General features: G+C 62.0%; 21 protein-coding genes. 9 read left to right on the top strand and 12 right to left on the bottom strand.

Annotated features, from left to right (window positions below; translation table 11 throughout):
• Nucleotides 1–91 precede the first annotated feature (91 nt).
• Nucleotides 92–424: a DHCW motif cupin fold protein gene (locus ACODTZ_RS18245; protein WP_489027086.1), complete on the top strand. Its 333-nt coding sequence runs from the start codon at nt 92–94 to the stop codon at nt 422–424.
• 70 nt (nt 425–494) lie between these two features.
• Here the strand turns inward: ACODTZ_RS18245 and ACODTZ_RS18250 are convergent, their stop codons facing one another.
• From ACODTZ_RS18250 to ACODTZ_RS18260, 3 genes are all read right to left on the bottom strand, one after another.
• Nucleotides 495–3698: a multidrug efflux RND transporter permease subunit gene (locus ACODTZ_RS18250; protein WP_113197508.1), complete on the bottom strand. Its 3204-nt coding sequence runs from the start codon at nt 3696–3698 to the stop codon at nt 495–497.
• A 163-nt stretch (nt 3699–3861) separates the two neighbouring features.
• Nucleotides 3862–5055 carry an efflux RND transporter periplasmic adaptor subunit gene (locus ACODTZ_RS18255; protein ID WP_489027087.1) on the bottom strand — a complete coding sequence of 398 codons (1194 nt, stop codon included), beginning with the start codon at nt 5053–5055 and terminating at the stop codon, nt 3862–3864.
• A 37-nt stretch (nt 5056–5092) separates the two neighbouring features.
• Entirely contained in the window at nt 5093–5911 is an 819-nt protein-coding gene (locus tag ACODTZ_RS18260; protein ID WP_018897044.1) for an alpha/beta hydrolase fold domain-containing protein, read from the bottom strand.
• Between the two features lie 181 nt (nt 5912–6092).
• Here ACODTZ_RS18260 and ACODTZ_RS18265 point away from each other — a divergent pair, with 181 nt between their 5' ends.
• Nucleotides 6093–7004 carry a LysR family transcriptional regulator gene (locus ACODTZ_RS18265; protein ID WP_489027088.1) on the top strand — a complete coding sequence of 304 codons (912 nt, stop codon included), beginning with the start codon at nt 6093–6095 and terminating at the stop codon, nt 7002–7004.
• A 340-nt stretch (nt 7005–7344) separates the two neighbouring features.
• Here ACODTZ_RS18265 and ACODTZ_RS18270 read toward each other — a convergent pair whose 3' ends face one another.
• Entirely contained in the window at nt 7345–8085 is a 741-nt protein-coding gene (locus ACODTZ_RS18270) for an SDR family oxidoreductase (protein WP_489027089.1), read from the bottom strand.
• A gap of 118 nt (nt 8086–8203) precedes the next feature.
• Between ACODTZ_RS18270 and ACODTZ_RS18275 the strand changes: the two genes are divergently transcribed.
• From ACODTZ_RS18275 to ACODTZ_RS18285, 3 genes are read left to right on the top strand one after another with little or no spacing between them, the layout of a single operon-like run.
• Nucleotides 8204–9094, top strand: a complete 891-nt coding sequence (locus ACODTZ_RS18275; RefSeq protein WP_489027090.1) for a LysR family transcriptional regulator — start codon at nt 8204–8206, stop codon at nt 9092–9094.
• Between the two features lie 45 nt (nt 9095–9139).
• Nucleotides 9140–9460: a hypothetical protein gene (locus tag ACODTZ_RS18280; RefSeq protein WP_112980717.1), complete on the top strand. Its 321-nt coding sequence runs from the start codon at nt 9140–9142 to the stop codon at nt 9458–9460.
• Between the two features lie 5 nt (nt 9461–9465).
• The gene (locus ACODTZ_RS18285) at nt 9466–10056 is read left to right on the top strand and encodes a DNA-3-methyladenine glycosylase (RefSeq protein WP_489027091.1); all 591 of its coding nucleotides are present in this window, start codon (nt 9466–9468) and stop codon (nt 10054–10056) included.
• Here the strand turns inward: ACODTZ_RS18285 and ACODTZ_RS18290 are convergent, their stop codons facing one another.
• From ACODTZ_RS18290 to ACODTZ_RS18300, 3 genes are read right to left on the bottom strand one after another with little or no spacing between them, the layout of a single operon-like run.
• Nucleotides 10057–11598, bottom strand: coding sequence for a DHA2 family efflux MFS transporter permease subunit (locus ACODTZ_RS18290; protein WP_111564097.1), 1542 nt, complete (start codon nt 11596–11598; stop codon nt 10057–10059).
• Nucleotides 11591–12814 (bottom strand): HlyD family secretion protein, encoded by a 1224-nt coding sequence (locus ACODTZ_RS18295; RefSeq protein ID WP_489027092.1) that lies wholly within the window; start codon nt 12812–12814, stop codon nt 11591–11593. The genes ACODTZ_RS18290 and ACODTZ_RS18295 overlap by 8 nt, the downstream gene beginning before the upstream one ends.
• A complete protein-coding gene (locus ACODTZ_RS18300; RefSeq protein WP_047513941.1) occupies nt 12807–13277 on the bottom strand; it encodes a MarR family winged helix-turn-helix transcriptional regulator in 471 nt (156 codons plus the stop codon). The genes ACODTZ_RS18295 and ACODTZ_RS18300 overlap by 8 nt, the downstream gene beginning before the upstream one ends.
• A gap of 447 nt (nt 13278–13724) precedes the next feature.
• On the opposite strand from ACODTZ_RS18300, the gene ACODTZ_RS18305 reads away from it, so the two are divergent.
• A complete protein-coding gene (locus tag ACODTZ_RS18305; protein WP_112980721.1) occupies nt 13725–14903 on the top strand; it encodes an efflux RND transporter periplasmic adaptor subunit in 1179 nt (392 codons plus the stop codon).
• Nucleotides 14900–18094 (top strand): efflux RND transporter permease subunit, encoded by a 3195-nt coding sequence (locus tag ACODTZ_RS18310; RefSeq protein WP_489027093.1) that lies wholly within the window; start codon nt 14900–14902, stop codon nt 18092–18094. The genes ACODTZ_RS18305 and ACODTZ_RS18310 overlap by 4 nt, the downstream gene beginning before the upstream one ends.
• Here the strand turns inward: ACODTZ_RS18310 and ACODTZ_RS18315 are convergent.
• The 4 genes from ACODTZ_RS18315 to ACODTZ_RS18330 all read right to left on the bottom strand — a co-directional run bounded on the left by ACODTZ_RS18315 (nt 18089) and on the right by ACODTZ_RS18330 (nt 22445).
• Complete coding sequence (locus ACODTZ_RS18315; protein WP_489027094.1) at nt 18089–19096, bottom strand: acyltransferase family protein; 1008 nt, start codon at nt 19094–19096, stop codon at nt 18089–18091. The genes ACODTZ_RS18310 and ACODTZ_RS18315 overlap by 6 nt on opposite strands.
• A 44-nt stretch (nt 19097–19140) precedes the next feature.
• Complete coding sequence (locus ACODTZ_RS18320; protein WP_489027095.1) at nt 19141–20418, bottom strand: O-antigen ligase family protein; 1278 nt, start codon at nt 20416–20418, stop codon at nt 19141–19143.
• Between the two features lie 9 nt (nt 20419–20427).
• Nucleotides 20428–21699: a polysaccharide biosynthesis/export family protein gene (locus ACODTZ_RS18325; protein WP_047513951.1), complete on the bottom strand. Its 1272-nt coding sequence runs from the start codon at nt 21697–21699 to the stop codon at nt 20428–20430.
• A gap of 65 nt (nt 21700–21764) precedes the next feature.
• A complete protein-coding gene (locus ACODTZ_RS18330) occupies nt 21765–22445 on the bottom strand; it encodes a sugar transferase (protein WP_047513953.1) in 681 nt (226 codons plus the stop codon).
• Nucleotides 22446–23213: 768 nt separating this feature from the next.
• On the opposite strand from ACODTZ_RS18330, the gene ACODTZ_RS18335 reads away from it, so the two are divergent.
• Nucleotides 23214–23486, top strand: a complete 273-nt coding sequence (locus tag ACODTZ_RS18335; protein ID WP_047513954.1) for an exopolysaccharide production repressor protein — start codon at nt 23214–23216, stop codon at nt 23484–23486.
• A gap of 130 nt (nt 23487–23616) precedes the next feature.
• Nucleotides 23617–24618, top strand: coding sequence for a glycosyltransferase family 2 protein (locus ACODTZ_RS18340; RefSeq protein WP_489027096.1), 1002 nt, complete (start codon nt 23617–23619; stop codon nt 24616–24618).
• 3 nt (nt 24619–24621) lie between these two features.
• On the opposite strand, the gene ACODTZ_RS18345 is transcribed toward ACODTZ_RS18340, so the two are convergent.
• Nucleotides 24622–25581, bottom strand: a complete 960-nt coding sequence (locus tag ACODTZ_RS18345) for a glycosyltransferase family 2 protein (protein WP_489027097.1) — start codon at nt 25579–25581, stop codon at nt 24622–24624.
• Between the last annotated feature and the right edge of the window lie 38 nt (nt 25582–25619).

A 25619-nucleotide genomic window follows, 5' to 3' on the forward strand; every position in this document is an offset into this window, starting at 1 on the left:
CAAAAAGCCATGCTGCATTGCAAACAAAATGCTGGACATATCGCGCCGGATCCGTGAACCCGAGCCGACGAAACGCGTAAGGATACCCACGATGAAACTTCCCCCGCTCCCCTACACCTCGCTCGACTGGCATGCGCTGCCGGCCACCGAACACAAGGGCGAAACCGGAACGGCGATATGGAGAACGCTGAACAATGGCGATGTCCGCATGCGGATCGTCGAGCTTTCGCCGGGCTATCTGGCGGACCACTGGTGCGACCGTGGCCATATCGTCTACGTGCTGGAGGGAGAGGTGACGAGCGAGCTCAAGGACGGCCGCAGCTTCGTGATGAAGCCTGGCATGGGATACACGGTCTCCGACCACGGCGACGCCGCCCACCGGTCCAGCACGACATCCGGCGCCAAGATGTTCATCATCGACTGACCGCTCCTTCAAAACGAGAAAGGGCGGAACTCGCATCCCGCCCTTTGCTCTATTTACTTGTCTCGAAAGCCTATTCGGCCGCCATCCGGATGACCTCGGCTCCACCGTGGCCGTTGTGGTCGTCGTCCTTGTGCTGCACCAGCGGACGGTTGCCCGCCAGCTTGCGGATGAGGACGTAGAACACCGGCGTCATGAAGATGCCGAAGAAGGTGACGCCGATCATGCCGGAGAACACCGCCACACCCATGGCGGCACGCATCTCCGCACCAGCGCCGGTCGAGACGACGAGCGGCACGACACCCATGATGAACGCCATCGACGTCATCAGGATCGGGCGCAGACGCAAGCGGCTGGCCTCGACCGCCGCCTGAACAGGCGTACGGCCTTCGAATTCCAGCTCGCGGGCGAATTCCACGATCAGGATCGCGTTCTTCGCCGACAGACCGACAAGCACGATCAGGCCGATCTGGGTGAAGATGTTGTTGTCTCCACCGGTGAGCCAGACGCCGGTCAAGGCCGCCAGCACGCCCATCGGCACGATCATGATGATCGCGAGCGGCAGCGTCAGGCTTTCATACTGGGCAGCCAGCACGAGATAGACGAGCAGCAGCGCCAGCGGGAAGACGAGCACGCCCGAGCTGCCGGCCAGGATCTGCTGGTAGGTCAGATCCGTCCACTCGAAGCCGATGCCCTTCGGCAGCGTTTCGTCGGCGATCCGCTCGATGGCTGCCTGTGCCTGGCCGGACGAGAAGCCCGGTGCCGGGCCGCCATTGATATCGGCGGCGAGGAAGCCGTTGTAGCGGGTCGTGCGTTCCGGTCCCGTCGTGGCATCGACCTTCAGCAGTGCCGACAGCGGGATCATCTGCCCCGAGGCCGAACGCACCTTCAGCTGGCCGATATCATCGGCATGAGCGCGGAACTGCGCGTCTGCCTGCACGCGGACGCTATAGGTGCGGCCGAATGCGTTGAAGTCGTTGACGTAGAGCGAGCCGAGATAGATCTGCAGCGTTTCGAAGACGTCGGTCACCGACACGCCGAGCTGTTCGGCCTTGGCGCGATCGAGGTCAGCATAGAGCTGCGGCACGTTGATCTGGTAGCTCGAGAACAGGCCGGCCAGTTCAGGCGTCTGGTACGCCTTGGCGAGGAAGGCCTTGGTCGCTTCGTCCAGCGCGTTGTAGCCCAGGCCCGCCCGGTCTTCGAGCTGCAGCTTGAAACCACCCGTCGTGCCCAGACCCTGGACCGGCGGCGGCGGGAACATGGCGATGAACGCATCCTGGATCGCGCCGAATTTCTGGTTGAGCGTCATGGCGATCGCTCCGCCTGACAGATCGGGCGTCTTGCGCTCCTCGAAGGACTTCAGCTTTACGAAGACCACACCGGCATTCGAGCCGTTGGTGAAGCCGTTGATCGACAGGCCGGGGAACGCGATGGCGTGTTCGACGCCGGGCGTTGCAAGGGCAATGTCGCTCATCCGCTTGATCACGTCTTCGGTGCGGTCGAGGCTGGCGGCGTCGGGCAGCTGCGCGAAGCCGATCAGGTACTGCTTGTCCTGCGCCGGCACGAAGCCGCCGGGAACGGCGTTGAACAGGCCATAGGTCGCACCGGCAAGCGCCAGATAGATCACCATGACGATGCTCTTGCGCGACACCAGACCGCCGACGCCCTTACCATAGGCATTGGAGCTGGCGCTGAAAGCGCGGTTGAAGCCGCGGAAGAACCAGCCGAAAGCGAAGTCCATGCCGCGCGTCAACCAATCCTTCGGCGCATGGTGACCCTTCAGAAGAAGTGCCGCCAGAGCCGGGGAAAGCGTCAGCGAGTTGATGGCGGAAATCACGGTCGAGATGGCGATCGTCAGCGCGAACTGGCGATAGAACTGGCCGGACAGGCCGGTGATGAAGGCCAGCGGCACGAACACCGCCACCAGCACCAGCGCGATCGCGATGATCGGGCCGGACACTTCCTTCATGGCCTTGTACGTCGCATCGCGCGGCGAAAGGCCATTCTCGATGTTGCGTTCGACGTTTTCGACGACGACGATCGCGTCGTCCACGACGATACCGATCGCAAGCACCAACCCGAACAGGCTGAGAGCGTTGATCGAGAAGCCGAAGACATACATGACCGCGAAGGTACCGATGATCGAGACCGGAACCGCGATCAGCGGAATGATCGAGGCGCGCCATGTCTGCAGGAACAGGATGACGACAATGACGACGAGCGCGATGGCTTCCAGCAGCGTATCGACGACCTTCTCGATCGAAGCGCGGACGAACTGCGTGGTATCGTAGACGATCTCGTATTTCACGCCTTCAGGCATCGCCAACTGCAGCTCGTCCATGGTCTTGATGACCTGGTCCGAGATGGTGATGGCGTTGGAGCCAGGCGCCTGGAAGACGGGGATAGCGACCGCCGACTTACTGTCGAGCAGCGAGCGCAGCGAGTAATCCGAGGCGCCGAGTTCGACGCGCGCGACATCGCGCAGACGCGTGATCTCGCCATTGGCGCCGCTCTTGACGATGATGTTGCCGAACTCCTCTGGCGTCTGCAGACGACCCTGGGCGTTCACGTTCAGCTGGATATCGACACCGGTGAGGCTCGGCGACGCACCGATCGTGCCGGCAGCCGCCTGCACGTTCTGGGCGCGGATGGCATTGGTGATGTCGCTCGCCGCCAGATTATGCTCGGCCGCCTTCTGCGGATCGATCCAGACGCGCATCGAGTAGTCGCCCGACCCGAAGATCTGCACCTGGCCGACGCCCTCGATGCGGGCAAGCCGGTCCTTGACGTTCAGGACGCCATAGTTGCGCAGATAGGTGATGTCGTAGCGATTATCCGGCGATGTCAGGTTCACGACCATCATCAGGTCGGGCGAACTCTTGACCGTCGTGATGCCGAGCGCGCGCACTTCCGTCGGCAGACGGGGCTCCGCCTGTGAGACGCGGTTCTGCACCAGCTGCTGTGCCTGGTCGGGATTGGTGCCGAGCTTGAAGGTCACCGTCAGCGTCATCACGCCGTCGGATGTCGCCTGGCTGGACATGTAGAGCATGCCCTCGACGCCGTTGATCTGCTCTTCAAGCGGCGTTGCGACGGTTTCGGCGATGACCTTCGGGTTGGCGCCGGGATAGGTGGCGCGCACGACGATCGATGGCGGAACGACCTCAGGATATTCTGAAATCGGCAGCGATCGCATGCCGATCAGGCCGGCGACCACGATGAGGACCGATAGCACCCCGGCAAACACCGGGCGGTCGACAAAGAATCTGGAGATATTCATTTCAAAGCCCTCTCCGGGATGAAATTTGAGATGCAACGACCCTCTCCGGCGGTTGGGATACCGCCGGTAGGGGTAGAACTGGATGCTGTAAAAGCCCTCTGTGGCCTGAGCGGCCACCTAGCCCCTCCCCCTTGTGGGGAGAGGCTTGGGAGGGGTCTGCGTCTTACTTGGCCGCGACTTTCTCTTCCATCTGCGGTGCGACCACCGCGCCCGGACGAATGCGCTGCAGACCGTTGACGACGATCTTCTCGCCGACGGCAAGGCCGTTTTCGATCACGCGGTCACCACCCTCGGCGATGCCGAGCTGGACCGGCCGGTAGCTCACCTTGTTCTCGCCATCGACCACGAAGACGAACTTCTTGTCCTGGTCGGTGCCGATCGCACGTTCGCTGATAAGGATCTTGTTCTCGGCCTTCGGCTGACCCATGCGAACCCGCACGAACTGGCCGGGGATCAGCTTGCCACCCGGATTGTCGAACACGGCGCGAACGCCGATGGTGCCGCTGGAGGCATCCACCTGGTTGTCGATCAGCTGCAGCTTGCCCTTGATCGGCGTGCCCTGATCGGCAAGCGTGCCGACTTCGACGGGGATCTGTTCAAGTGCCGGAACCGCACCATCGGCGGCGGGAAGCTGGGCGAGCGCCTTGGCGACCATGCCTTCGCTGGCGCTGAAGCTGGCGTAGATCGGATCGACGGAGACGAGCGAGGCCAGCTCCGACGAGGTCGATCCAGCAGCAACCAGATTGCCGACAGTCACTTCGAGCTTGCCGACGCGGCCGGCAACGGGTGCCTTCACCTCGGTATAGCCGAGCTCGAGCTGCGCTGAACGAAGAGCTGCCTGCGCGGTGCGAAGACCGGCCTGCGCTTCGGTAAACGCGTTCTGACGCTGGTCGAGATCGCTCTGCGAAATCGTCCGGTTGTCGGAAAGCCTGCGGCCGCGATCAAGCTCGATCTGCGCGAGATTGACCTTGGCTTCGGCCGAAGCCATCTGCCCCTCGGCCTGCGATACGGCCGCCTGGTAGGGTGCCGGATCGATGGTGAAGAGCAGGTCGCCTGCCTTCACCAGCGCGCCTTCGCGGAAATGCACCGACTGGACTGCGCCGGCGACACGCGAGCGGATCTGCACGCGATCGACAGCTTCGAGCCGGCCGGAAAACTGCTCCCATTCGGTAACGTCGCGGCTGGCGACGACAGCGACGGTAACGGGCACGGCCGGCGGAGCGGCCTGTGCCTCGGCGGTTGCGGCAGTCGCGGTACCGCTCATCGGCAGTTCGAAAAACAGTGCTGCGGCTGAAACGGACGCAACAAGGCTCAGACCGGCGCCCACAAGGGCCCAGCGCTTCTTACTGGACGTCATTTGTATTCTCCTTACGGCCCCCACGGCCGTGTATTGATCAGGTCTTCAAAGGTACGGGTTGCCTTCGCATGTCGCGAACGAAGCTTCCGAATTCTTGGGTGATGCTTTCGCGCCAACCCGGAGGCTTGTCGGACGTCCCGCCGTAAATCGAAGGCCAGCCTGCCCCGGCGGGAGAGACATGCTGACGAACTGGTACGCCGGCCTGTTTCAGGCGATCGGCGAACCCAAGCGTCTCATCACGAAGGGGATCGTCCTTCGCGGTGAAGATCAGTGCGGGCGCAACGCCCGAGATGCGTGAACAGAGGCACGGCGCCGCATAGGGATGGCACCCGCCGCCGCTGAGATAATGGCTCCAACCCGCGGCCCAACGCTCGCGCATGCCGATGCTGTCGGCTTCGCGCATCGAGGACGATCCCATGAACGGATCGACCAGCGGGGAGATCAGAACTTGGCCATCGAGGGCATCTGCGTAGTGATCACGAGCCTTGAATGCCACGCTGGCGGCGATGTTGCCACCCGCTTCCTCGCCGGCAACGAGCAGCGCGGAGTTGCGATCACCGAGACCCGAGGCGCGCTTGTTGGCCATGTAGGAAAACAGCGAATAGCCGACTTCGAGAGGCTTCGGGAAGACCCCGCCCATCGGAGCGTTGTAATCCGCCACGACCACGATGGCGCCGGCACGTGCGATGGCTTCGGCAACCGCATTGTCCTGCAGTCCCGAGGACTGGAACGCACCGCCGTGGAAGTACAACACGATCGGCGAACCCTTACCGTATTCGGCGCCCTGATAGATACGCGTCGACACGGGGCCAATGGCCACCTTGTCAAACACCATGTCTTTCACTTGCACCGTCATCGTATCGATCCTTGCGTCGCGGGTGTAATGTTGCCGTTGCAACATATTGCCCAAGGCGACGGCTTGCAATTTCTGAAAAAAAGATATTGTTATTCCACTCACGGAATAAGAAGCCTCAATACGATTACACTGTTCCGGATTTCGAACAATACCGCACTGCAAACTACTCAGGTGAATTCCGATGGACCAGCTCTCGGCAATGCGCGCTTTCATTCGCGTCGTGGAGACAGGCAATTTCACACGGGCCGCCGACACGCTCTCGATGCCCAAGGCGACGGTGACCAACCTCATTCAAGGGCTTGAAGCACATCTGCACACCAAGCTCCTCAACCGCACCACCCGCCGCGTCATGGTGACGACCGACGGCGCGCTCTATTACGAACGCGCGGCCCAGATCGTCTCCGAGATCGCCGAGCTGGATGGCAGCCTCACCAACTCGCAAGGGCTTCCGAACGGGCGCCTGCGCGTCGAGATGGCCGGCGCCTTCGCCGACTGGATCGTCGTGCCCGCGCTCTGCGATTTCTATGAGAAATATCCCGATATCCGCATCGACCTCGGCGTCGGCGACCGCACCGTGGATTACCTCGCCGAGAACGTCGATTGCGCGCTGCGCGCCGGCACTCCAGCCGACCAATCATTGATTGCACGCCGCGTATCCGAGGTGGAGCTCATTACCTGCGCCTCCCCGCTCTACATCGAGAAATACGGAATGCCGTCGAGACCGGAAGAGCTTGAAAACGATCACTATTCCGTAAGCTATTTTCGCGCGCAGACCAACCGGACGCTTCCGTTCGAGTTCCGCAGGGACAACGAGGAGTTAGAGATCAATCCGCGCTATCTCGTCTCCGTGAACGACAGCCGAACCTTCGTGACAGCCGCCACGAGGGGGCTCGGCATCGCGCAATTACCGCGCTTCATGATCCGCAACGAGTTGGAAAACGGCGAGCTGATACAGGTGCTGCCGGAGTGGAACCGTGAGCCGCTCGGGCTCTACATCGTCTATCCCCCGAACCGCCACCTCAGCAACAAGGTCCGCGTCTTCGTCGACTGGATGGTCAAGCTTCTGACCGACGCCAAGCTGGATGCCCGCTGACAGAACTGCGGCCCGCGAGGCGTTTACCTTCAACGGGCCGCAACCATATGTTTTGCCATTTCTTCTTTCACTCTCTGCCGGGTCACCAGGGAACAATGGCTCGGCAGCTATTGAGGTCTGATGCGTAGGATTGGAGGAGTCCCGCACATCCCTACATTGCTAATATAGACAATCATGATGCAAATGTAAGGGGATATTGCAGGCTTGTCGCCTCAATGCGTCAGCCAACCCTATCCCCTTCCGGGTGCTGGCGTTTTGCGGCGCAGGATATCCACAGCTGAGCGCTGCGGCGGATCGCCACGGCGCGAGCGGCCCGAAAGCCGCCCGCCGGACGCATAAATCAGATCATGCCGCCATTGGCGCGCAGCACCTGGCCGTTGATCCAGGAACCATCGGGACCGGCGAGAAACGACACGGCCGCTGCAATATCCTCGGGCGTGCCGAGCCGCTCCAGCGGATTCATCTTCGCCATCTGCGCCACCAGTTCGTCCGACTTGCCGTTGAGGAACAGATCGGTGGCCGTCGGCCCCGGCGCAATCGCGTTGATGGTGATGTTACGGCCGCGCATCTCCTTGGCCATGATCCCCGTCATCGTCTCGACGGCGGCCTTGGTTGCGGCATAGACACCATAGGTCTCGAGCTTCAGCCCGACCACCGACGTCGAGAAATTGACGATCCGGCCGCCATCGCGCAGCCGCTTGCCGGCCTCGCGCAGCGTGTTGAACGTGCCCTTGAGGTTGACGTCCATCATGCGCTGGAAATGCGCGTCGTCCGCATCCGCGATCGAAGAAAGCGCCATGATCCCGGCATTGTTGACCAACACATCGACGCCCCCGAAGGCTGCCTCGGCTGCATCGAACATCCGCCGCACGGCCTCCGCGTCGCTGACATCGGCCTTCGCCGTCAGCGCCTTGCCGCCGCGCTTTTCGATCGCGGCAGCCAGCTCTTCGGCCGGCGCGGCGTTGCCGGAGTAGTTGATCACCACGGTAAATCCGTCGCGCGCAAGCCGATCGGCAATCGCCGCGCCAATGCCTCTGGAGGCGCCGGTCACGATCGCAACCCTGTTTTCCGATGCCGTCATTGTCATTCTCCTTGCTTGGAAGCGCGATATCGCGCCGTTGGAGAGAAGATGCCGCTTTTCTCGCGGCGGATAATCATCCATTATTCGCCATCACTATCCGGAAATAGCGAACAGATAGATGGACAGATTCGATGCCATGCGTGTCTTTTGCCGCATCGTCGAGCGCCGCAGCTTCACCGTCGCCGCCGAGGATACCGGCCTGCCGCGCTCGACGGTGACCGATGCGGTCAAGCAGCTCGAGGCCCGCCTCGGCGTTCGCCTGCTGCAGCGCACGACGCGCCACGTGAGCCCGACGCTCGACGGCGAGGCCTATTACCGCCGCTGCCTGTCGATCCTCTCGGATATCGAGGACGCGGAAGGCGCATTCGCCGGCGCCAAGCCGAAAGGCATGCTGCGCGTCGATGTGCATGGCACGCTGGCGCGCCATTTCGTGCTGCCCAACCTGCCGTCTTTTCTCGAAGCCTATCCCGACATCGAACTCTACATGAGCGAGGGCGACCGTCTCGTCGATCTCGTGCGCGAAGGCATCGACTGCGTGCTGAGGGTCGGCATACCCTCAGATAGCGACATGGTCGCCCGCCGCGTGGCGATGCTGGAGGAAGTCACGCTCGCCTCGCCTTCCTATCTCGCCCGCTATGGAACGCCCGAGCATCCCGACCGGCTGGACGGCCACCGCATGGTCGGCTTTCACTCCAGCGCCACCGGCGCGCTGGTGCCGCTCGAATTCCTCGTGGGCGGCCAGATCCGCAACGTCACCCTGCCCGCGACGCTATCAGTCAACGCCGCCGAAAGCTTCCACGCGGCCGCGCGCCTCGGCCTCGGCATCATCCAGGTGCCGCGCTATCATGCTCAGCGCTATATCGACAGCGGCGAGCTCCAGCCCATCCTGCAAGACTATCCGCTGACGAAAACGCCGGTCTCGCTGCTCTATCCGCGAAACCGCCAGCTCTCGCCACGCGTCCGCGTCTTCATCGAGTGGTTGACGAAGGTGTTCGCGAGGCAAACATAGTCATACGATCAAGATCTCGGCAAACCCATCATCGGGAGCGAAACCATGACCATCACAGACATAACAGTGAACGCACGCGAGGGCGGCTTCGTCGTCATGTTCGGCGACAAGACCGGAAACAGCATTTCCGTGACGCTTTATAATGCAGCCACACCCGGCCTGACCCGCGACAACGCCGTCTCCCACGCTCGCCATCTACTTCTCGCGGCGCATGACAGCTCGGCCGGCGACGGGCCGCACAGCAAGGATGCGGCTACGCTGGAAGAGGAACTGGACGAAGGCCTCGAAGACACCTTCCCGGCAAGCGACCCGGTCTCCGTCACCGGCTCGTCGATCCCGCTGCACGATCCAAAGCCCGGCCGATAGATCATATGGACGACAGGACAGACGCGCTCGGCGCGGCACCGATAACGGGCGAAGCCCTCACCCGCTTCTTCGAGCGCGATGCGATCGCCGTCGCCCACGATCTTCTCGCCTGCCGCATCACCGTCGCCGGCATCGGCGGGCGCATCGTCGAGACCGAGGCCTATTTCCCCGATGACGAAGCCTCCCACAGCTTTCGCGGCCCGACACAGCGCAACGGCGCCATGTTCGGCAGGCCGGGCAATGTCTATATCTACCGCATCTATGGCATGCACTGGTGCCTGAACTTCGTCTGCACCCCAGGCTCCGCCGTGCTCATCCGCGCCATCGAGCCGGAAATCGGCATCGCCACGATGATCGAGCGCCGTGGCACCGATGCGCTCACGCAGCTTTGCAGCGGCCCCGGCAAGCTCTGCCAGGCGCTCGACGTCACCATCGCCCTCAATGATCGCCTGCTCGACCACGCCCCCTATTCACTGACGCCGACGGCACCGGCGCCGATCGTCAGCGGAAAACGCATCGGCATCACGAAAAATGCCGAAGCACCATGGCGCTTCGGCATTTCAGGGTCTCGCTATCTCAGCAGGCCGTTTCGCTGATCACTCCATCACGGCGCTGTGGTCCATGACCGGGGCCACCTTGGGCTTGCGCAGCAACAGCACCAGCGGAATGACCGCCAGCGACATGATCATCAGCAGCTTGAAGTCATCGATATAAGCGATAACAGTCGACTGCAGCGTGATCAGCTCGTTCAGCGCCGCGCGCCCAGCGGCGGTGAGCGGGCTCATCCCTTGCGCTGCCGCCGCATCGAAGGCGTGGTTGAACGGCGTGACATAGGCGGCGATGTTCTCGTGGTTCACCTGCGCGTTTTCGACCAAAAGCGCCGAGACGATGGAGATCCCCACGCTTGAGCCGATGTTTCGCGACAGGTTGTAGAGACCGGTGCCGTCGCCGCGCATCTCCGCCGGCAGCGTCGAAAATGCGATCGTCGTCAGCGGCACGAACAGGAAGCCGAGCCCGGCGCCCTGGATGAAACCGACAGAGACGATCGTCCACTGCGAGACATCGGGCGTCCAGCCGGTCATGTCGTACATCGCCCATGCCGTCAGCCCGAGGCCGAGCACCAGAAGCAGGCGCGTATCCACCTTGCCGATCAGCCGCCCGACGATGAACATGCACAGCATCGTACCCATGCCGCGTGGCCCCATGACGATACCAGCGGTGATGACGGGATAGCCCATCAGCGTCTGCAGATAGGGCGTCATCAGCGCCAGCGAGGCGAGATAGGTGATCCCGATCACGAAGATGAAGATCATGCTGACGGAGAAGTTCCGGTCGAGAAACAGCTTCGGATTGACGAAGGATTTCTCCGCCGTCAGCGTGTGCACGACAAGCAGATAGAAGGCCGCGGCACAGATGATCGCCTCGATCATGATCTCGCCCGAAGCGAACCAGTTAAGCTGTTCGCCGCGATCGAGAAAGAGCTGCAGCGACGCGATGCCGAGGCTCATCATCCCGAAACCGAACCAGTCGAGCTTGGCGAGCGCGTCCAGCTTCGTCTCGGTGACGTAGATCATGATGCCTGCAAAGGCGAGCGCTCCGATCGGCACGTTGATGTAGAACACCCAGCGCCAGCTGATGTTGTCGGTCAGCCAGCCGCCGATGACAGGGCCAAGCACCGGCCCCACCATGACCGACACACCGAACAAGGCCATGGCGGACCCACGTTCTTCCGGCGTGTAGATATCGAGCAGAATGCCCTGCGACAGCGGCACCAGCGATGCGCCGAACAGGCCCTGCAAAAGGCGGAAGCCGACGATCTGGTTCAGCGATTGCGCCAGACCGCAGAGCACGGAGGCCACGACGAAGCCGGTGATCGCCGTCAGCAGCACCTTCTTGCGGCCGAACTTGGCGGCAAGAAAGCCCGACGGCGGCGTCATGATCGCGGCCGCGACGATGTAGGAGGTGAGAACCCAGTTGATCTGGTCGGCGCTCGCCGAAACGCTGCCCTGAATATAGGGCAACGCAACGTTGGCGATCGTCGTATCCAGCGCCTGCATGATGACGGCGAGGATGACGCAGGCCGTGATCATGCCGCGATTGGCAACCGGGACGAAGGACGCGGAGGCAGCGTTACTCATGATCTCCGCCCGAGCGGCCCAGAAGCTTGGACACGAAATCCGGCAGGCCGCGCGCGTGGCCGGTATCGACATCGACGACCGTGCTCATGCCGACGCGAAGCGGCGGCTTGCCGGCTGCGTCCTCGATGCTGACCCGCATCGGGATACGCTGCACGACCTTGACCCAGTTGCCGGTCGTGTTCTGCGCCGGCAGCAACGAGAAGCTGGAGCCGGAAGCCGGGCTGATGCTCTCGACCTTGCCCTTCCAGGTCACACCCGGATAGGTGTCGACATAGATGGTAGCCGTCTGGCCGGGCTTCACATAGGTGAGCTCGGTTTCCTTCGGGCTGGCGTCGATCCATAGATTTTTGGTCGCGACCAGCGAGAAGGCCTGCGTCGATGCCTCGAGATAGGAGCCCGGCTGCAGCGCGTTGACATTGGTGGCGATGCCATCGAACGGCGCGCGGACGACGCTGTGATCGAGCTGGCGCTGCGCGTCGTCGACCTTGGCCTTGGCTTCCAGATAAAGCGGGTTCTGCTCGGCCGGCTGGTCGGCATTGCCGCCGAGCTGTGCGAGCGTGGCAGCCGCCTGCGCCTTGGCGACGGCAACCTTCTGCTGACCGGCCTGCAGATTGTGCTTTGCCTGGTCGAACGCCGTGCGGGTGGCCGCCGAGCTGTTGAGCAGGCTCTGCTGGCGGTCGAATTCGGTCTGGAAATACGGGATATCGGCCTCGGCCTGGGTGATCTCGGCCAGCGACTGCTGGTAGCTTGCTTCCAGGTTGAGGATCTGGTTGCGCACGGCGCCGAGCTGCGCCTTGGCGCCGTCGAGCGCGATCTTGAACACGTCCTGGCGAAGGCTGAACAGCACCTGGCCCTGCTTCACCGCTTCGTTTTCATGCACGTCGATCGTGTCGACGATGCCGGAAACGTCGGTCGTCAGCCCCATCATGTCGGACTTGATATAGGCGTTGTCGGTCGACATCACCTGTCCGCTATTGACGTAGTAATAACCGCCGACGACGAGCGCGACGGGCAGCAGTGCAAACAACACCGGCCGGGTCATGCTGCGCTTGCGGCGCGGGGGCGTGGTCACGAGCGGCGCCACAGTGGCGACAGGCGCGGGAGTGGACGATGGCGCCTCGGCGACGGTTTCCTCGCGCGGAGAAACCTCGTTCGTTTCGGCAGCAGTATTGGCATCGGCGTCGGAAACGACGCGCAGGGGAATTTTATCAGCCATGGTTGGTCTCGTTTTCAGCCAATGCCAGGGGGGTCCGGCAGGCCTGCACTAGGTTGGTCTTCATCTGCGACAGGATTTGGAAAAGCTGCTCCCGTTCTAAGGCGGAAACATCCTCCAGGGCTTCGCCTCGCGTCACATCGCCAAGTCCGCGCATTTCCGCCAAGAGCGGATGTGCCTCCTCGCGCATGTAAAGCAGCCAGATCCGGCGGTCCGTCGGGTGCTGGCGGCGCTCGATCAGCCCGCGTTCGGCGAGCTTGTCGAGAATGCGTACAAGTGTGATCGGCTCGATCTCCAGCATCTCCGCCAGCCCGCCCTGGTGTATCCCCTCATTGTTGGAGAGATACGCCAGCGTCTGCCATTGCGATCGCGTCAACCCAAGGCACTTCGCCCGCTGCTCGAAACGCTTTCGAAGCAGACGTGCGACATCGTGCAGGAGGAAGCCGAGAGGCGGATTGCTGTTCATTGAGGACTGCGCCAATAGTAAGCACACTTATAATGTGTCTAGATATATTGAGCAGGTGCAACATACAAGTCACCTTCGGTTGATTATTGCGAATGTGCGGCCAAATTGTCGCACCCGGCTAAGGAATATGCCGCCGAAACCGGAAAGCGTTGGCGGCCCGCCGATACTCTCCCTGATTTCATTGATCTTGGAAGTTTCAACCCACCGGGATTTGCTTTTCGTCAAGACACCCGTTTATATCGAAATCCAGAGGCTTACCGGGCGGGGACCTTCCCGGCCAGTCGACCGCAACGGCATGCAAGTCGTGAGCGCTATCCGCGCCACGAACGTAAGACAGAATTAGAAATAGGCGAGTGGCACACAGTCGCTCGAGTACCGCCTGACATGAAACGCATTCTTTCAGCATAGTCATGGCGGCGTGTTTGGCCGCCCGAATGGGGAGCCGCCATGCCTTTCTCACTTCGCTACGTCTTGGCCTTCAGCAGCGTCGTCTTCTTCCCCCTCGCCTCATCCGCCCAGCAGGCCGCGGCCCCGCCCCCGCCGCCGGTCACCGTGGCCAAGCCCGTGGTGCGCGAGGTCGTCGACAACGACGAGTTCATCGGCCGCTTCGAGGCGGTCGACGAGGTCTCGGTGCGCGCACGCGTCGGCGGCTATCTGAATGAGGTCGATTTCACCGATGGCGCGCTGGTGAAGAAGGGCGACAAGCTCTTCGTCATCGACCAGCGCCCCTTCGTCACCGCGCTCAACGAGGCCAACGCCGCGCTCGAAGTCGCCAAATCCACGCAGACCTATGCGGAGGCCCAGTTCAACCGCGCGCAAAGCCTTGCCACCAGCGGCAGCCAGTCGGTCTCGACGCTCGATGATCGCCGGCGTGAATGGCTCTCCGCGCAGGCCAATGTTCGCGGCGCCCAGGCAACCGCCGACCGAGCGGCCCTCGACATGGAATACACGACGATATCGGCGCCGCTCAGCGGCCGCATCGACCGACGCCTGATCTCCACCGGCAATCTGGTGCAGGCCGACCAGACGATCCTGACGACCATCGTGTCGCTGGACCCGATCGATTTCTACTTCGACGTCGATGAGCGCCGCCTGCTGAACTTCGCCGATACGGCGCGCAAGCTCGGCAAGGACCTGCAATTGGGCGGCGGCGGCGTGCCTGTCACCGTGACGATTTCCGATCCAAACGCCAAGCCATTCACCGGCAAGCTCGACTTCGCCGAAAACCGCATCGACAACGAGAGCGGCACCATCCGCATCCGTGCTCGCCTCGCCAATCCCGACCTGATCCTGCAGCCCGGCCTCTTCGGCCGTGTACAGGTGGAGGCCTCCAACAAGTACAAGGCGATCCTCGTGCCCGACGAGGCGATCGGCTCCGACCAGAACGAACGCGTCGTCTTCGTCGTTGGCACCGATGGCAAGGTGTCGACCAAGCCCGTGCGCCCCGGCCCCAGGCTCTACGGCTACCGCGTCATTCGTGAAGGCCTTGATGGCACCGAGACGATCATCGTCAACGGCCTGATGCGCGCCCGCCCCGGCGCGACCATCACGCCGCAGATGACCGAACTGCCGCAGGAGCGGCGCGACACGCCGCCGGAAAACGCCGCGACGGAGACGCCACAATGAGGTTCGCTCATTTCTTCGTCGACCGCCCGATCTTCGCGGCGGTCATCTCGATCGTGCTGCTCGTCGTCGGCAGCATCGCCTATACGCAGCTGCCGGTGTCGCAATATCCCGAGATCGCGCCGCCGACCATCGTGGTGCGCACCTCCTATCCGGGCGCCGACCCGCAGACCATCGCCGACACGGTCTCCACACCGCTGGAGCAGCAGATCAACGGCGTCGAGGACATGCTCTACATGTCCTCCTATTCCAGCGCCGACGGCGCCATGTCGCTGACCATCACCTTCAAGCTCGGCACCGATCTCGACAAGGTGCAGGTGCTCGTCCAGAACCGCGTCTCGATCGCCCTGCCCCGACTTCCGGAGGAAGTGCAGCGCCTCGGCGTCACCACCGACAAAAGCTCGCCCGACCTGATGATGGTCGTGCACCTTCTCTCGCCCTCGCACCGCTACGACCAGCTTTACGTCTCCAACTACGCCCGCAACCGCATCCGCGACACGCTCGTCCGGCTCGATGGGGTCGGCGACGTGCAGGTGTTCGGCGAGCGCCAGTATTCCATGCGCATCTGGCTCGATCCGCAAAAGCTATCGGCCTACGGCATGACATCGGATGACGTGGTCTCGGCCCTTCGCGACCAGAACGTCCAGGTCTCCGGTGGCAAGATCGGCGCACCACCCGTAACAGGCAAGAACGCCTTCGAATATACGGTCAGAACCGACGGCCGCTTCTCCGACGTGCGCGAATTCCGCTACGTCATCGTCAAGTCGACCGGCGCCGGCCGGCTTGTGCAGCTGCAGGACGTCGCCCGCATCGAGCTCGGTGCGCAGGACTATGTAACGAACAGCTATCTCAACAACGACCCCGCCGTGGCGCTCGGCATCTTCGCCCGTCCCGGAACCAACGCGCTCGATACCGCGCATCAAATCCAGTCGCTGATGAAGGACATCTCCCAGACCTTCCCGCAGGGTCTGGAATACCGCATCGTCTACGACACCACCGAGTTCATCTCGGAATCGATCACCGAAGTCTATCGAACCATCGCCGAAGCCGCGATCCTGGTGGCGATCGTCGTCCTCGTCTTCCTGCAATCCTGGCGCACCGCGATCATCCCGATCATCGCCATCCCGGTCTCGTTGATCGGCACCTTCGCCGTGCTCCTCGCTTTCGGCTTCTCGCTGAACATGCTGACGCTGTTTGGCCTGGTGCTCGCGATCGGCATCGTCGTCGACGACGCCATCGTTGTGGTGGAAAACGTCGAGCGCAATCTCGCCAAAGGCATGACGCCGAAAGAGGCCGCGCATGTGACGATGGATGAAGTCGGCACCGCCGTCATCGCCATTTCGCTGGTGCTGATCGCCGTCTTCGTGCCGACTGCCTTCATCCCCGGGATCTCCGGCCAGTTCTACAAGCAGTTCGCGGTGACCATCTCGGTCACCACCGCGATCTCGGCGCTGAACTCGCTGACGCTGTCGCCGGCACTCGCCGGTATTCTGCTCAGAAGCCACGATCACCAGCACACGCGCAACAACATCGCCCTGCGTTTCGGGCGAGGTCTCGCCAATGGCTTCAACAACGGCTTCGATCGCCTGAGCCACGGCTATTCGTGGATCGTCAGGCATCTCGTCCGAAGCTGGATCGGCATCACCTGCTCGCTGCTCGTCTTCGCGGGCCTGCTCGGCGCCACCTACTTCATGATCACCAAGGTCCCATCGGGCTTCATCCCGACCATGGACCAGGGCTACGCGATCGTCGTCGTCCAGCTTCCTGATGGCGCGTCGCTGGCGCGAACCGATGCGGTGGTGAAACAGGTCGGCGATATCGCCCGCACGGTCCCCGGCGTCGGCAATGCCGTGCAGTTCGCCGGCTTCAGCGGCGCGACCTTCACCAACGCCTCCAATTCCGGCGTCGTCTTCGTGCCGTTCAAGTCCTTTGCCGAGCGCGAGGAAGGCGGCGAGACCGCCAACAAGATCATCGGCGAGCTTTTCGGCAAGCTGCAGAGCATCCAGGAGGCCTTCATCATCGCCGTCCCGCCGCCTTCGGTGCGCGGCGTCGGCAATTCCGGCGGCTTCAAGATGCAGATCCTCGATCTTGAAAACGCCGACATGACCCGTGTTCTCGGCCTTGCCCGCCAGATGATGGGCGCGGCCGCGACGACCGAAGGCCTGACCGGCGTCTTCACGACGTTCTCGGATGCCAGCCCGCAATATTATCTCGCCATCGATCGCGACAAGGCGCGTTTCCTCAACGTGCCGATCCCCAATATCTTCAACGCGCTGTCGATCAATCTCGGCGTCGCCTATGTCAACGATTTCAACGCCTTCGGCCGCGTCTATCAGGTCCGCGCCCAGGCCGACCGGCAATACCGCATGGACCGCGAGGATATCTTAGGCCTCAAGGTGCGCTCGGCCACCGGCGCGCTAGTGCCGCTCGGCACGCTGATGGATATCCAGGATTCCAGCGGCCCTGCCCTCGTCCAGCGCTACAATATGTATGTTTCCGTCCCGCTGCAGGGCAATCCGACGCCAGGCACGTCGACGGGCGACGCGCTGAAGAAGATGGAGGCGCTGGCCGCCAAAATCCTGCCGCCCGGCACGACCTTCGAATGGACCGAACTCGCCTACCAGGAAACCCACACCGGCAACACGGCGGTCTATATCTTCGCCCTGTCGGTCATCTTCGTCTTCCTGGCGCTCGCGGCGCAATATGAAAGCTGGGTCCTGCCGCTGGCGATCATCTTGATCGTGCCGCTGGCCGTGCTTGCCGCGCTGATCGGCGTCTGGTTCCGGGGCATGGACAACAACGTGCTGACACAGATCGGCCTGATCGTCTTGATCGGCCTTGCGGCGAAGAACGCGATCCTGATCGTCGAGTTTGCCCGTCAGGCGGAAGACGAAGGCAAGTCTCCCGTGGAGGCAGCCGTAGAGGCGAGCCACCTGCGCCTGCGCCCGATCCTGATGACGGCCTTCGCCTTCATCTTCGGCGTGCTGCCGCTCGCGATCGCCACCGGCCCGGGCGCGGAAATGCGCCAGTCGCTCGGCACGGCAGTCTTCTCAGGCATGCTCGGCGTTACGATCTTCGGTCTGTTCCTGACGCCCGTCTTCTATGTCGCGCTGCGCTCGTTCAGAAGGAAGGCCAGGCCGGCGCCGACGGTAGAACCGGATGCCGGGACCCCGCCGGTCGAAGCCTCATCATGAGGGCCGGCGGGCAAGTGTCGCCTGTTTCGAACGCGAGCTGGAAAGCAGCTTCCTCAGCGGCTTTTCGATGAGTTCGTAGGCCGCGGTTCCAAGCACCACGCCGGCAAGAACGCACACCGGAGCCATGACGGTCGCAGAGAGGCCGATCGCCTGCCCCGCCTTGGCGACCACCGAGATCGCCAGCGTGTGCCAGAGATAGATCGAGTAGGAGGCGTCGCCGAGATAGGTGAGCAGCGGCATGCGGCCGAGACTGCCGGCCGCCTCCAGCGACACCATCCCGTAGACCAGCACCATCGCCAGCGGACCGCAGATCCCGGCATTGAACTCGGCGCCCATCAGATGGATGGCGGCGAAACCGGAAAGGGCGGCGCCCACGCAGGCAAGGCCAAGGCTGGTGCCGGCAATCCACCAGCGCAGCCACAGCTCGGCGATCAATACGCCGCCGACAAACTCGAGAATGATCGGCCGCGTGTAGGTGTAGAGCGCAGGCGTCGTCGGCTGCAGGATCTGCCCGGCCAGGAAGAAGCCGCCGAACAGCGCGAGCAGAAAAACGAGACGCCATTTGCGCGGCAGGAACAGCGCGCCGGCGAAGAGCACATAGAAGAAGATCTCGAAATTAAGCGTCCACCCCTGCACCAGCACCGGCCAGATGTCACCAGTGCTCGGAGAATGCGCGGGGATGAAGAACAGCGACGCAACGATATGCGACGTCGTCAGCTGCAGGTTCGGAAACAGGCCGGCCACGGCGCCGGCGATCATGATTGCTGTCACCAGCCAGTAGGATGGTGCGATCCGGCGCAGGCGGTCGATGAGGAAGCCCTGCGGCGTCATCGGCCGGCGCTCGCTGATCACCCACATGATGAAGCCGCTGATGACGAAGAACACATCGACACCGGCAGCCCCGATGGCGAAGTGCTCGCCGGACTTCTCGGCCGCGTGAAAAACGACGACAGCAAGCGCCGCGAAGGCGCGCAGATATTGGATGCCGTAAAGGGTCTTCATCCGGTTTCCTCAAATGACCGGTCAATGCCGGCCGACAATGCTTTTTAGTGCGAATGCATCAACGGTTCGGGCCGCCGTGCCTGCCGCGCCCATGCCGCGACATCCGGCTGGCGACGCACGCTCATCAGTTTTCCGGCGCAGAAATAGAACAGGAACGTCCCGACGTTATAGGGCGTCAGAATGTCGATCTCGACGAAGGAGCGGATCACCAGAAGCACGGCAATGGCAAACAGCAGGTAGGATTCGTCGTTCCTGATATCTTCGATGAGACGGCGAAGATGCCCCCACAGGATCTTCAAGAGCGTGAAGGCCAGGATGAATACGCCGACGAGACCAAGCTCCACCGCGGTTTCGATATAGGTGTTGTGGAAATGGAAGCCGCTGCGCGAGCCGATGAAGAACTCTTCCCAGAGCCGCTCCGGCTCCGAGAAACCCTGAACCCAATAGGCCTGATAGCCGACGCCGAAATAGGGATTGTCGGCCGCGGCCTCGATCCCCTGCTGCCACAGATAGGTACGTCCCGTCAGCGTCGAATCCTTGCCGAAAATCCCGAGCACGGCATCGACCGCGCCGAGATAGACACCGGCGACCGCAAGCACGATCACCGCGACACCGCCGCCGATGACGAGCAGCTTGCGCTGGTCGGGCGTCAGCGTCAGCACCACACGCAGGCCGACCATCAGCGCCAGAACCACGACCGCCGTCAAAACCGAGGTCGCCGACTGGCACACCATGAGGCAGTAGGCGGATAGCAGCCCAACGACGCCTGTGGCACCCAACCATGATGGACGGCGTTCGCCGAAAATGAAGACGGTGGCGTAGCAGGCGATCAGGCCGAGCGAGGCATAGAACCCGAGCTGGTTCTTCGACGCGAAAGCACCCACGAAGCTGTAGGTGTTGTCCATCACGTCGAGTTCGTAGTGACCGAACAGCACCGAATAGACGAGAACGATGCCGATGCCGGCGACCATTCCAAGCGTCAGCGTCCTGGCATCGAGCACCCTGACCGCGATGAGCGCGCAAAGCACCTGCGTGAAATATTGAATGGCGGCGCGCATCGACACGCTGGGTGCCGCCGACCAGAAGACCGACAGGAAGGCGATCGCCGCGAAGGCGTAGATCCAGGCGTAGCGATTGTAGTTGCCGAGCACCTTGCGGTAATCGACCACGATCAGCGGCAGCCAGAGCGCATAGTAAAGCAGGATCGCCACCTGCCCGAACCTGAGCGAGTAGGCGAATGCAAAAAGCGAGAGCGCCACGGCGGGAACGGCATAGGCCACATTCCCGCCGGGCTGGATGAGCGCCGACTTAGCGATACGCATACTGCCTCGTTACCTCATGGCCAGTCCGGCGGTGACCTTGATCAGATCGCCGGGCTGCAATGCGGTGCTTTCCTGCACCGGGATTTCCTTCGGCTTGCCATCCACGTCGCGGATGACGGAGTAGGCAATGCTGGCGGCACCCGTCGATGTGTCGAACCGGGCCGCATCCGTGGACTGCGTGAGCGCCTCGGCCATCAACGAGTTGCTGGTCGTGAGCTTCAGGTTGAGCTGATCGATCTGCGCATCGGCACTTTGCTTTTCCTGGGCGAGCTGCGCGTCCCAGTCGTTGCGAAGCGTGATCTCGTCCTGGTTGGCCTTGCTGATATCCTGCTTGGCCTTGAGCGAGTTCGTGTCGATGTCCAGAAGCATCGCCTCAAGATCGGCCGCGCGTTGCTCGGCCGTGATCTTGCGGGCGCTGAGCACCAGCCCCTTCTCGGCGAGATCGTCGACCTTGTCGCGATCGGCCGTGGCAAGCTCCAGCTGGCGGGTCTGCGTCTGCGTCTTCTTGGCAAGCGTCTCGACTTCGCTCTGCAGGAGAGCTCTCAAGTCATCGAGTGCCTGAAGCTGTAGCGTCAGCCGCTTCTTGCGCGAGGTCATGAGCGCGTTCTCGCTGTCGACGAGTGCTCTGGCCTCCGGCTTGTCCTTCAGCTCTGCCGGAATCTCGAAACTATCCTTGTTGTCGATTTCGGCCTGAAGACGAGCCTGCTTCACCAGAAGCCGCGCCCTGTCCGCCATATAGACGACGGCGTCGCCCTTGGCGTTGATGAAATCGCGGGCGAACCGCTGGCCGGAATCGGCCCTGCGAAGGCCGCCGGCAAGGCTGACAGCCTTGGCAACGGTCAGGTTCGGCGCGAACGGAAACTCACCCGGCTTCTCCACGTCTCCGGAGAGATAGACAGGGCGGAATTCCGATAATTCGACGGATGCCGACGGCCGGTCCTTCAGGGCAAACTGCTTCTGAAGGGCCATGCCGATCTGCTTGGCGATAGCGTCGGTGGTCTGCCCGGAAGCGGCGAGATCGCCGACGAATGGCAGCGAAATGCTGCCGGATGGGCCAACCGTGTAGTCGCCGCTGACGACAGACCAGTCGCGGATCGTCCCATCCGCCGTCTGCCATTCGGCAACTCGAATCTTCACTTTATCCATGGTTCCAAGGCGGTAGTCGTCCGCGCTGGCAATGAATGAGGACAGCAGGAATGCACTCAACCCGGCAGCGACTGCAACACCGGATCGAAGGGCACGGGATCGCCCAGCCTGACTGCCAAATAGACGTTCGTTCATATTTTTCCCCGTGTTTCGTCCCGACGGCGAGCCATAAGACGTGCTCGTCGGGCGTAAGGATGCCGTTAGTAGCTTCCGCGCTGAGCGCAGACGGCGGGAATGGTCTTTGCGATGATCGCAACGTCCCGGGCCATCGACCAGTTTTCGACGTAGTGGGTGTCGAAAGCGACGCGAGCGGCATAGGAGACGTCGTTGCGTCCGCTGACCTGCCAGAGACCGGTAAGGCCCGGGCGGGACTGCAGATAGAAGACGGCGGCGTGCTCGTACATTTCAAGTTCGTCTTGAACGACGGGACGCGGACCGACGACGCTCATCTCACCGCGAATGATATTGAAGAGCTGGGGAAGCTCATCAAGGCTCAGCTTGCGCAGCACGGCGCCAACGGCAGTGACCCGGGGGTCGTTCTGCAGCTTGCGCGTGGCGCGCCACTCATCCATGGCGGAAGGGTTGTTGCGCAGGTAGTCCTGCAGCACCTTGTCGCCATTGGTGACCATTGTCCGAAACTTCAGGCAACGGAATTCCTGGCCATTGTGGCCGATACGGCGATGGCCATAGAAGGCCGGACCCTTGTCCGTAAGCTTCACAAGCAGCATCACCATCAAAAAGATTGGGCTCAGAAACAGAAGCCCGAGGCAGGCGGCGGACACATCGAATGCCCGTTTTGCGAAGCCGCCCGTGGGCGGAAACGCGTTTTCGTGAACTGCGCCATAAAATGGCGAACTGTCCGATCTCGTCGCAGACTTCATAGAGGTAACTCCACTTATGTTTGCCGTTTGGTCGGTTAAGGCTCAGGACGCTAAGCTAGCGCTGACGAGTTGGGAGTGTATGAGGGGATTTTGTTTTTTTAAGCCACGTTTTTAAAACCGGTCGTTATCGAACGGTTTTGGAAACATTTGTTCAACTTTTTGTATTTCAGTGGTCGCTGAAACATATTTAGATTCCACCAAAGCGATCAAAACTATATTTGCAGATCGAAATAAAATGTCCCGTGACTTCTTGCCAATACACCCCGAGCGAAGTTTACAGGGGTGACCGGTCGCGGTCGAAAGTTCTTGAGCGCGGCCATCACTTCTCCAACGTACCTGTTTTTAAACTTGAACGGGGGCGTTTTATTGCATCGCAGCATCGTTTTTGCGCCGCACTCACAAATCGGTTGAAATTAAATCTTTGTAATAAAAGTTGAATGCGAAACGCGCCCACTACACCTCAGCGGGTATCGATTGTGGCGTAAACAAGAACGTGCATTGTCAAATTCGATGCAACCCTCACATCGAAACCCAACTTTAACGACGTTTTCCGATTGCCGGGCGGCCAGACCGATAAGTGGCATTTTTACCAATACCCGGAACAAAGCTTTAAGATGACACTTGTAGATACTGAATACAGGCGCAAACGACGTCTTCACCGCTTTAGTTATATGACGAAGTCCTGTAAAAAGAATCTACAAAAGGGTCCTGGTGTGGCCGCGTATTCAATGGCTGTTCATTGAAGGGCACCATCTGGGGAGGCAACAAATGTATGCACCTCGCGTTTTTGTCAGCATGTTGGGCGCACTCGCCGTGTTCGCCGTCGCGACCTATTGGCTGAGCGGCTCCTTATCCGGCACCATCATCAAGACCGTGATCTGTGCGATCCTGCTGCAGGCGGGCTATTTCGGCGGCGTGCTCTACCTCGTCTGGAAAGAAAGCAAGGAGCGCAGCGGCGCCAAGCGCGCGGCCGGCCGCGCGGAAGAGGCTGAAAAGCTGCACGTACCGCCGTTCAACAGCTCAGAGCCGTTCAATCGCTAAGCGCCAAGGGCGGCCGTAACTGCCCGGTCGCCGCTCACGAACCCACCCTTCGTAACATCATGTGAAGCGCTCTTTGTTGTCTGCTGCGCTGCAACGTCCTAGGTCTTGGGCGAAACAACGGAGGTAGAGCGTGGCTGAAACAGCTAGCATATGCGTCATCATCGCCGCCAAGAACGCGGCCGATACGATCGAAATCGCCGTCAGATCAGCACTTCTGGAAGCTGAGGTCGCCGAAGTCGTGGTCGTCGACGACGGCTCGAGCGATTCCACGGCGCAAGCCGCCGAACGCGGCAACGACGCCACCGGCAGGCTCAGGATCGTCAGGTTCGAGAAGAACAAGGGCCCGTCAGCCGCGCGCAATCATGCCATCGATATCTCCACATCGCCGCTGATCGCCATTCTCGACGCCGACGATTTCTTCTTCGCCGGCCGCTTCTCCCGCATGCTCTCGGACGATGATTGGGAGTTCGTGGCCGACAACATCGCCTTCGTCGATGCCGACACGGTTGCCCAGGCGCCGCAGAAGCTCGATCGCTTCGCCGAAAACCCTCTCTATCTCGATCTGACGACCTTCGTGGACGGCAACATCTCCAAGCGCGGCGTGCGCCGCGGCGAGATCGGCTTCCTGAAGCCCGTCATGCGTCGCGCCTTTCTCGACAAGCATAAGCTCCGCTACCGCGAGGACATGCGCCTCGGCGAGGATTACGATCTCTACATCCGCGCGCTTGCGCTCGGCGCCCGCTACAAGGTGATCCACAGCTGCGGTTACGGCGCCGTCGTGCGCGGCAATTCGCTGAGCGGGAGCCACCGCACGGAAGACCTGCGCCGCCTTTACGAGGCGGACCGTTCGCTTCTCAAGGATTTCAAGCTGAAGCCGATGGCGGCGGACGCCGTGCGCCGGCACGAACAGCACATTCGCGCCAAATACGAGCTGCGCCACTTCCTCGACATCAAGAACCAGAAGGGCGCCGGCGCCGCGATCACCTACGTCGCGACCCATCCCTCCGCCTTCCCGGCAATCGCCGGCGGCATCCTCGCCGACAAGACGGAACGCTGGCGCAACCCGGATGGTGTGGCGGTCACCTCAAGCGGCGACCGCCTTCGCTATCTGCTCGACGCGCCGGCGGAGTAGCCGTTACTTTGAGAGCTTGCCGGCGGCGAGCTGGAATGCGCTCTGGATCAGCCTTGGATCCTGCACCAGCCAGCGTGCGAGCAGACCAAAATCGGGGCGGCGGCGGCGTTTGAGCTGCCCCACCTGCCCCCACAGCGCCTGCTTGCGCGCCCGGCTCTTGTAGGACCGGATGGTCGCGATCTCGCGCGGCCGTGAGGCGAAGCGGCTTTCCAGCCGGTCGAGCGCCATCCAGGTGATGAACTGCTGCTTCAGATACTCCGGCGACGTGTTGTCGACGCCGTGGAAGATGTTGATCCCCTCGCCGCGCAACGCGCCCGCATCGGCGCACAAGAGAACCTGCTTGGCCGCCAGCATGCAGTCGCAGAAGAACAGAACGTCTTCCGCCGCCAGCCGCAGCGCCGCATCGAAACGCACGGTCTCGATCAGCGGGCGGCCGATGACCATGCACGACATGTGCAGGAACGCCCAGTCGTTGATCATCACCCCCGCAATATCGGGAACCGAGAGGATGTCAGGCGTCTCCATCAGACGCTTGGCACCGTCGATCTTCGCAAGCGCCGCGATCCCGAAGTGATAGTCGAACTCCGCCCCGCCCTCGATCGACGCCCAGTAACAATCGCCGCCGAGCGTATCCATGGCCGTGAACGCGTTTTTCAGATGATCCGGCGTCCAGATATCGTCCGAATCGAGAAACGCGACATAGCGCGTGGCCGCGGGAACATGATCGAGCCCGGTATTGCGCGCGCCGCCCGGTCCCGCGTTCGGCTGGCTGACGACGGTGATTCGCGCCCGCTCTTCGGCGGTCAGCGGCGCCAACTCGCTTGCCGGCGCATAGGGCGACTGATCGTCGACGACGATGATATCGAAGTCCTGAAAACTCTGCGCAAACGCCGACGCAAGCGCCCTTCTGAGGATGCCGTCATCCCGCTGGTAGAACGGAATAATGATCGTGAAAGTCGCCATACTCTCTCCCTGAGAGGTTCGAATTGGTGCTTCGGTCG

This window comes from Rhizobium sp. FG113 (genome assembly GCF_057809895.1).

Excerpts from the sequence above, each read along its gene's own strand:
- ACODTZ_RS18245 (WP_489027086.1), top strand. The coding sequence starts at position 92 with ATGAAACTTCCCCCGCTCCCCTACACCTCGCTCGACTGGCATGCGCTG.
- ACODTZ_RS18250 (WP_113197508.1), bottom strand. The coding sequence starts at position 3,698 with ATGAATATCTCCAGATTCTTTGTCGACCGCCCGGTGTTTGCCGGGGTG.
- ACODTZ_RS18255 (WP_489027087.1), bottom strand. The coding sequence starts at position 5,055 with ATGACGTCCAGTAAGAAGCGCTGGGCCCTTGTGGGCGCCGGTCTGAGC.
- ACODTZ_RS18260 (WP_018897044.1), bottom strand. The coding sequence starts at position 5,911 with ATGACGGTGCAAGTGAAAGACATGGTGTTTGACAAGGTGGCCATTGGC.
- ACODTZ_RS18265 (WP_489027088.1), top strand. The coding sequence starts at position 6,093 with ATGGACCAGCTCTCGGCAATGCGCGCTTTCATTCGCGTCGTGGAGACA.
- ACODTZ_RS18270 (WP_489027089.1), bottom strand. The coding sequence starts at position 8,085 with ATGACGGCATCGGAAAACAGGGTTGCGATCGTGACCGGCGCCTCCAGA.
- ACODTZ_RS18275 (WP_489027090.1), top strand. The coding sequence starts at position 8,204 with ATGGACAGATTCGATGCCATGCGTGTCTTTTGCCGCATCGTCGAGCGC.
- ACODTZ_RS18280 (WP_112980717.1), top strand. The coding sequence starts at position 9,140 with ATGACCATCACAGACATAACAGTGAACGCACGCGAGGGCGGCTTCGTC.
- ACODTZ_RS18285 (WP_489027091.1), top strand. The coding sequence starts at position 9,466 with ATGGACGACAGGACAGACGCGCTCGGCGCGGCACCGATAACGGGCGAA.
- ACODTZ_RS18290 (WP_111564097.1), bottom strand. The coding sequence starts at position 11,598 with ATGAGTAACGCTGCCTCCGCGTCCTTCGTCCCGGTTGCCAATCGCGGC.
- ACODTZ_RS18295 (WP_489027092.1), bottom strand. The coding sequence starts at position 12,814 with ATGGCTGATAAAATTCCCCTGCGCGTCGTTTCCGACGCCGATGCCAAT.
- ACODTZ_RS18300 (WP_047513941.1), bottom strand. The coding sequence starts at position 13,277 with ATGAACAGCAATCCGCCTCTCGGCTTCCTCCTGCACGATGTCGCACGT.
- ACODTZ_RS18305 (WP_112980721.1), top strand. The coding sequence starts at position 13,725 with ATGCCTTTCTCACTTCGCTACGTCTTGGCCTTCAGCAGCGTCGTCTTC.
- ACODTZ_RS18310 (WP_489027093.1), top strand. The coding sequence starts at position 14,900 with ATGAGGTTCGCTCATTTCTTCGTCGACCGCCCGATCTTCGCGGCGGTC.
- ACODTZ_RS18315 (WP_489027094.1), bottom strand. The coding sequence starts at position 19,096 with ATGAAGACCCTTTACGGCATCCAATATCTGCGCGCCTTCGCGGCGCTT.
- ACODTZ_RS18320 (WP_489027095.1), bottom strand. The coding sequence starts at position 20,418 with ATGCGTATCGCTAAGTCGGCGCTCATCCAGCCCGGCGGGAATGTGGCC.
- ACODTZ_RS18325 (WP_047513951.1), bottom strand. The coding sequence starts at position 21,699 with ATGAACGAACGTCTATTTGGCAGTCAGGCTGGGCGATCCCGTGCCCTT.
- ACODTZ_RS18330 (WP_047513953.1), bottom strand. The coding sequence starts at position 22,445 with ATGAAGTCTGCGACGAGATCGGACAGTTCGCCATTTTATGGCGCAGTT.
- ACODTZ_RS18335 (WP_047513954.1), top strand. The coding sequence starts at position 23,214 with ATGTATGCACCTCGCGTTTTTGTCAGCATGTTGGGCGCACTCGCCGTG.
- ACODTZ_RS18345 (WP_489027097.1), bottom strand. The coding sequence starts at position 25,581 with ATGGCGACTTTCACGATCATTATTCCGTTCTACCAGCGGGATGACGGC.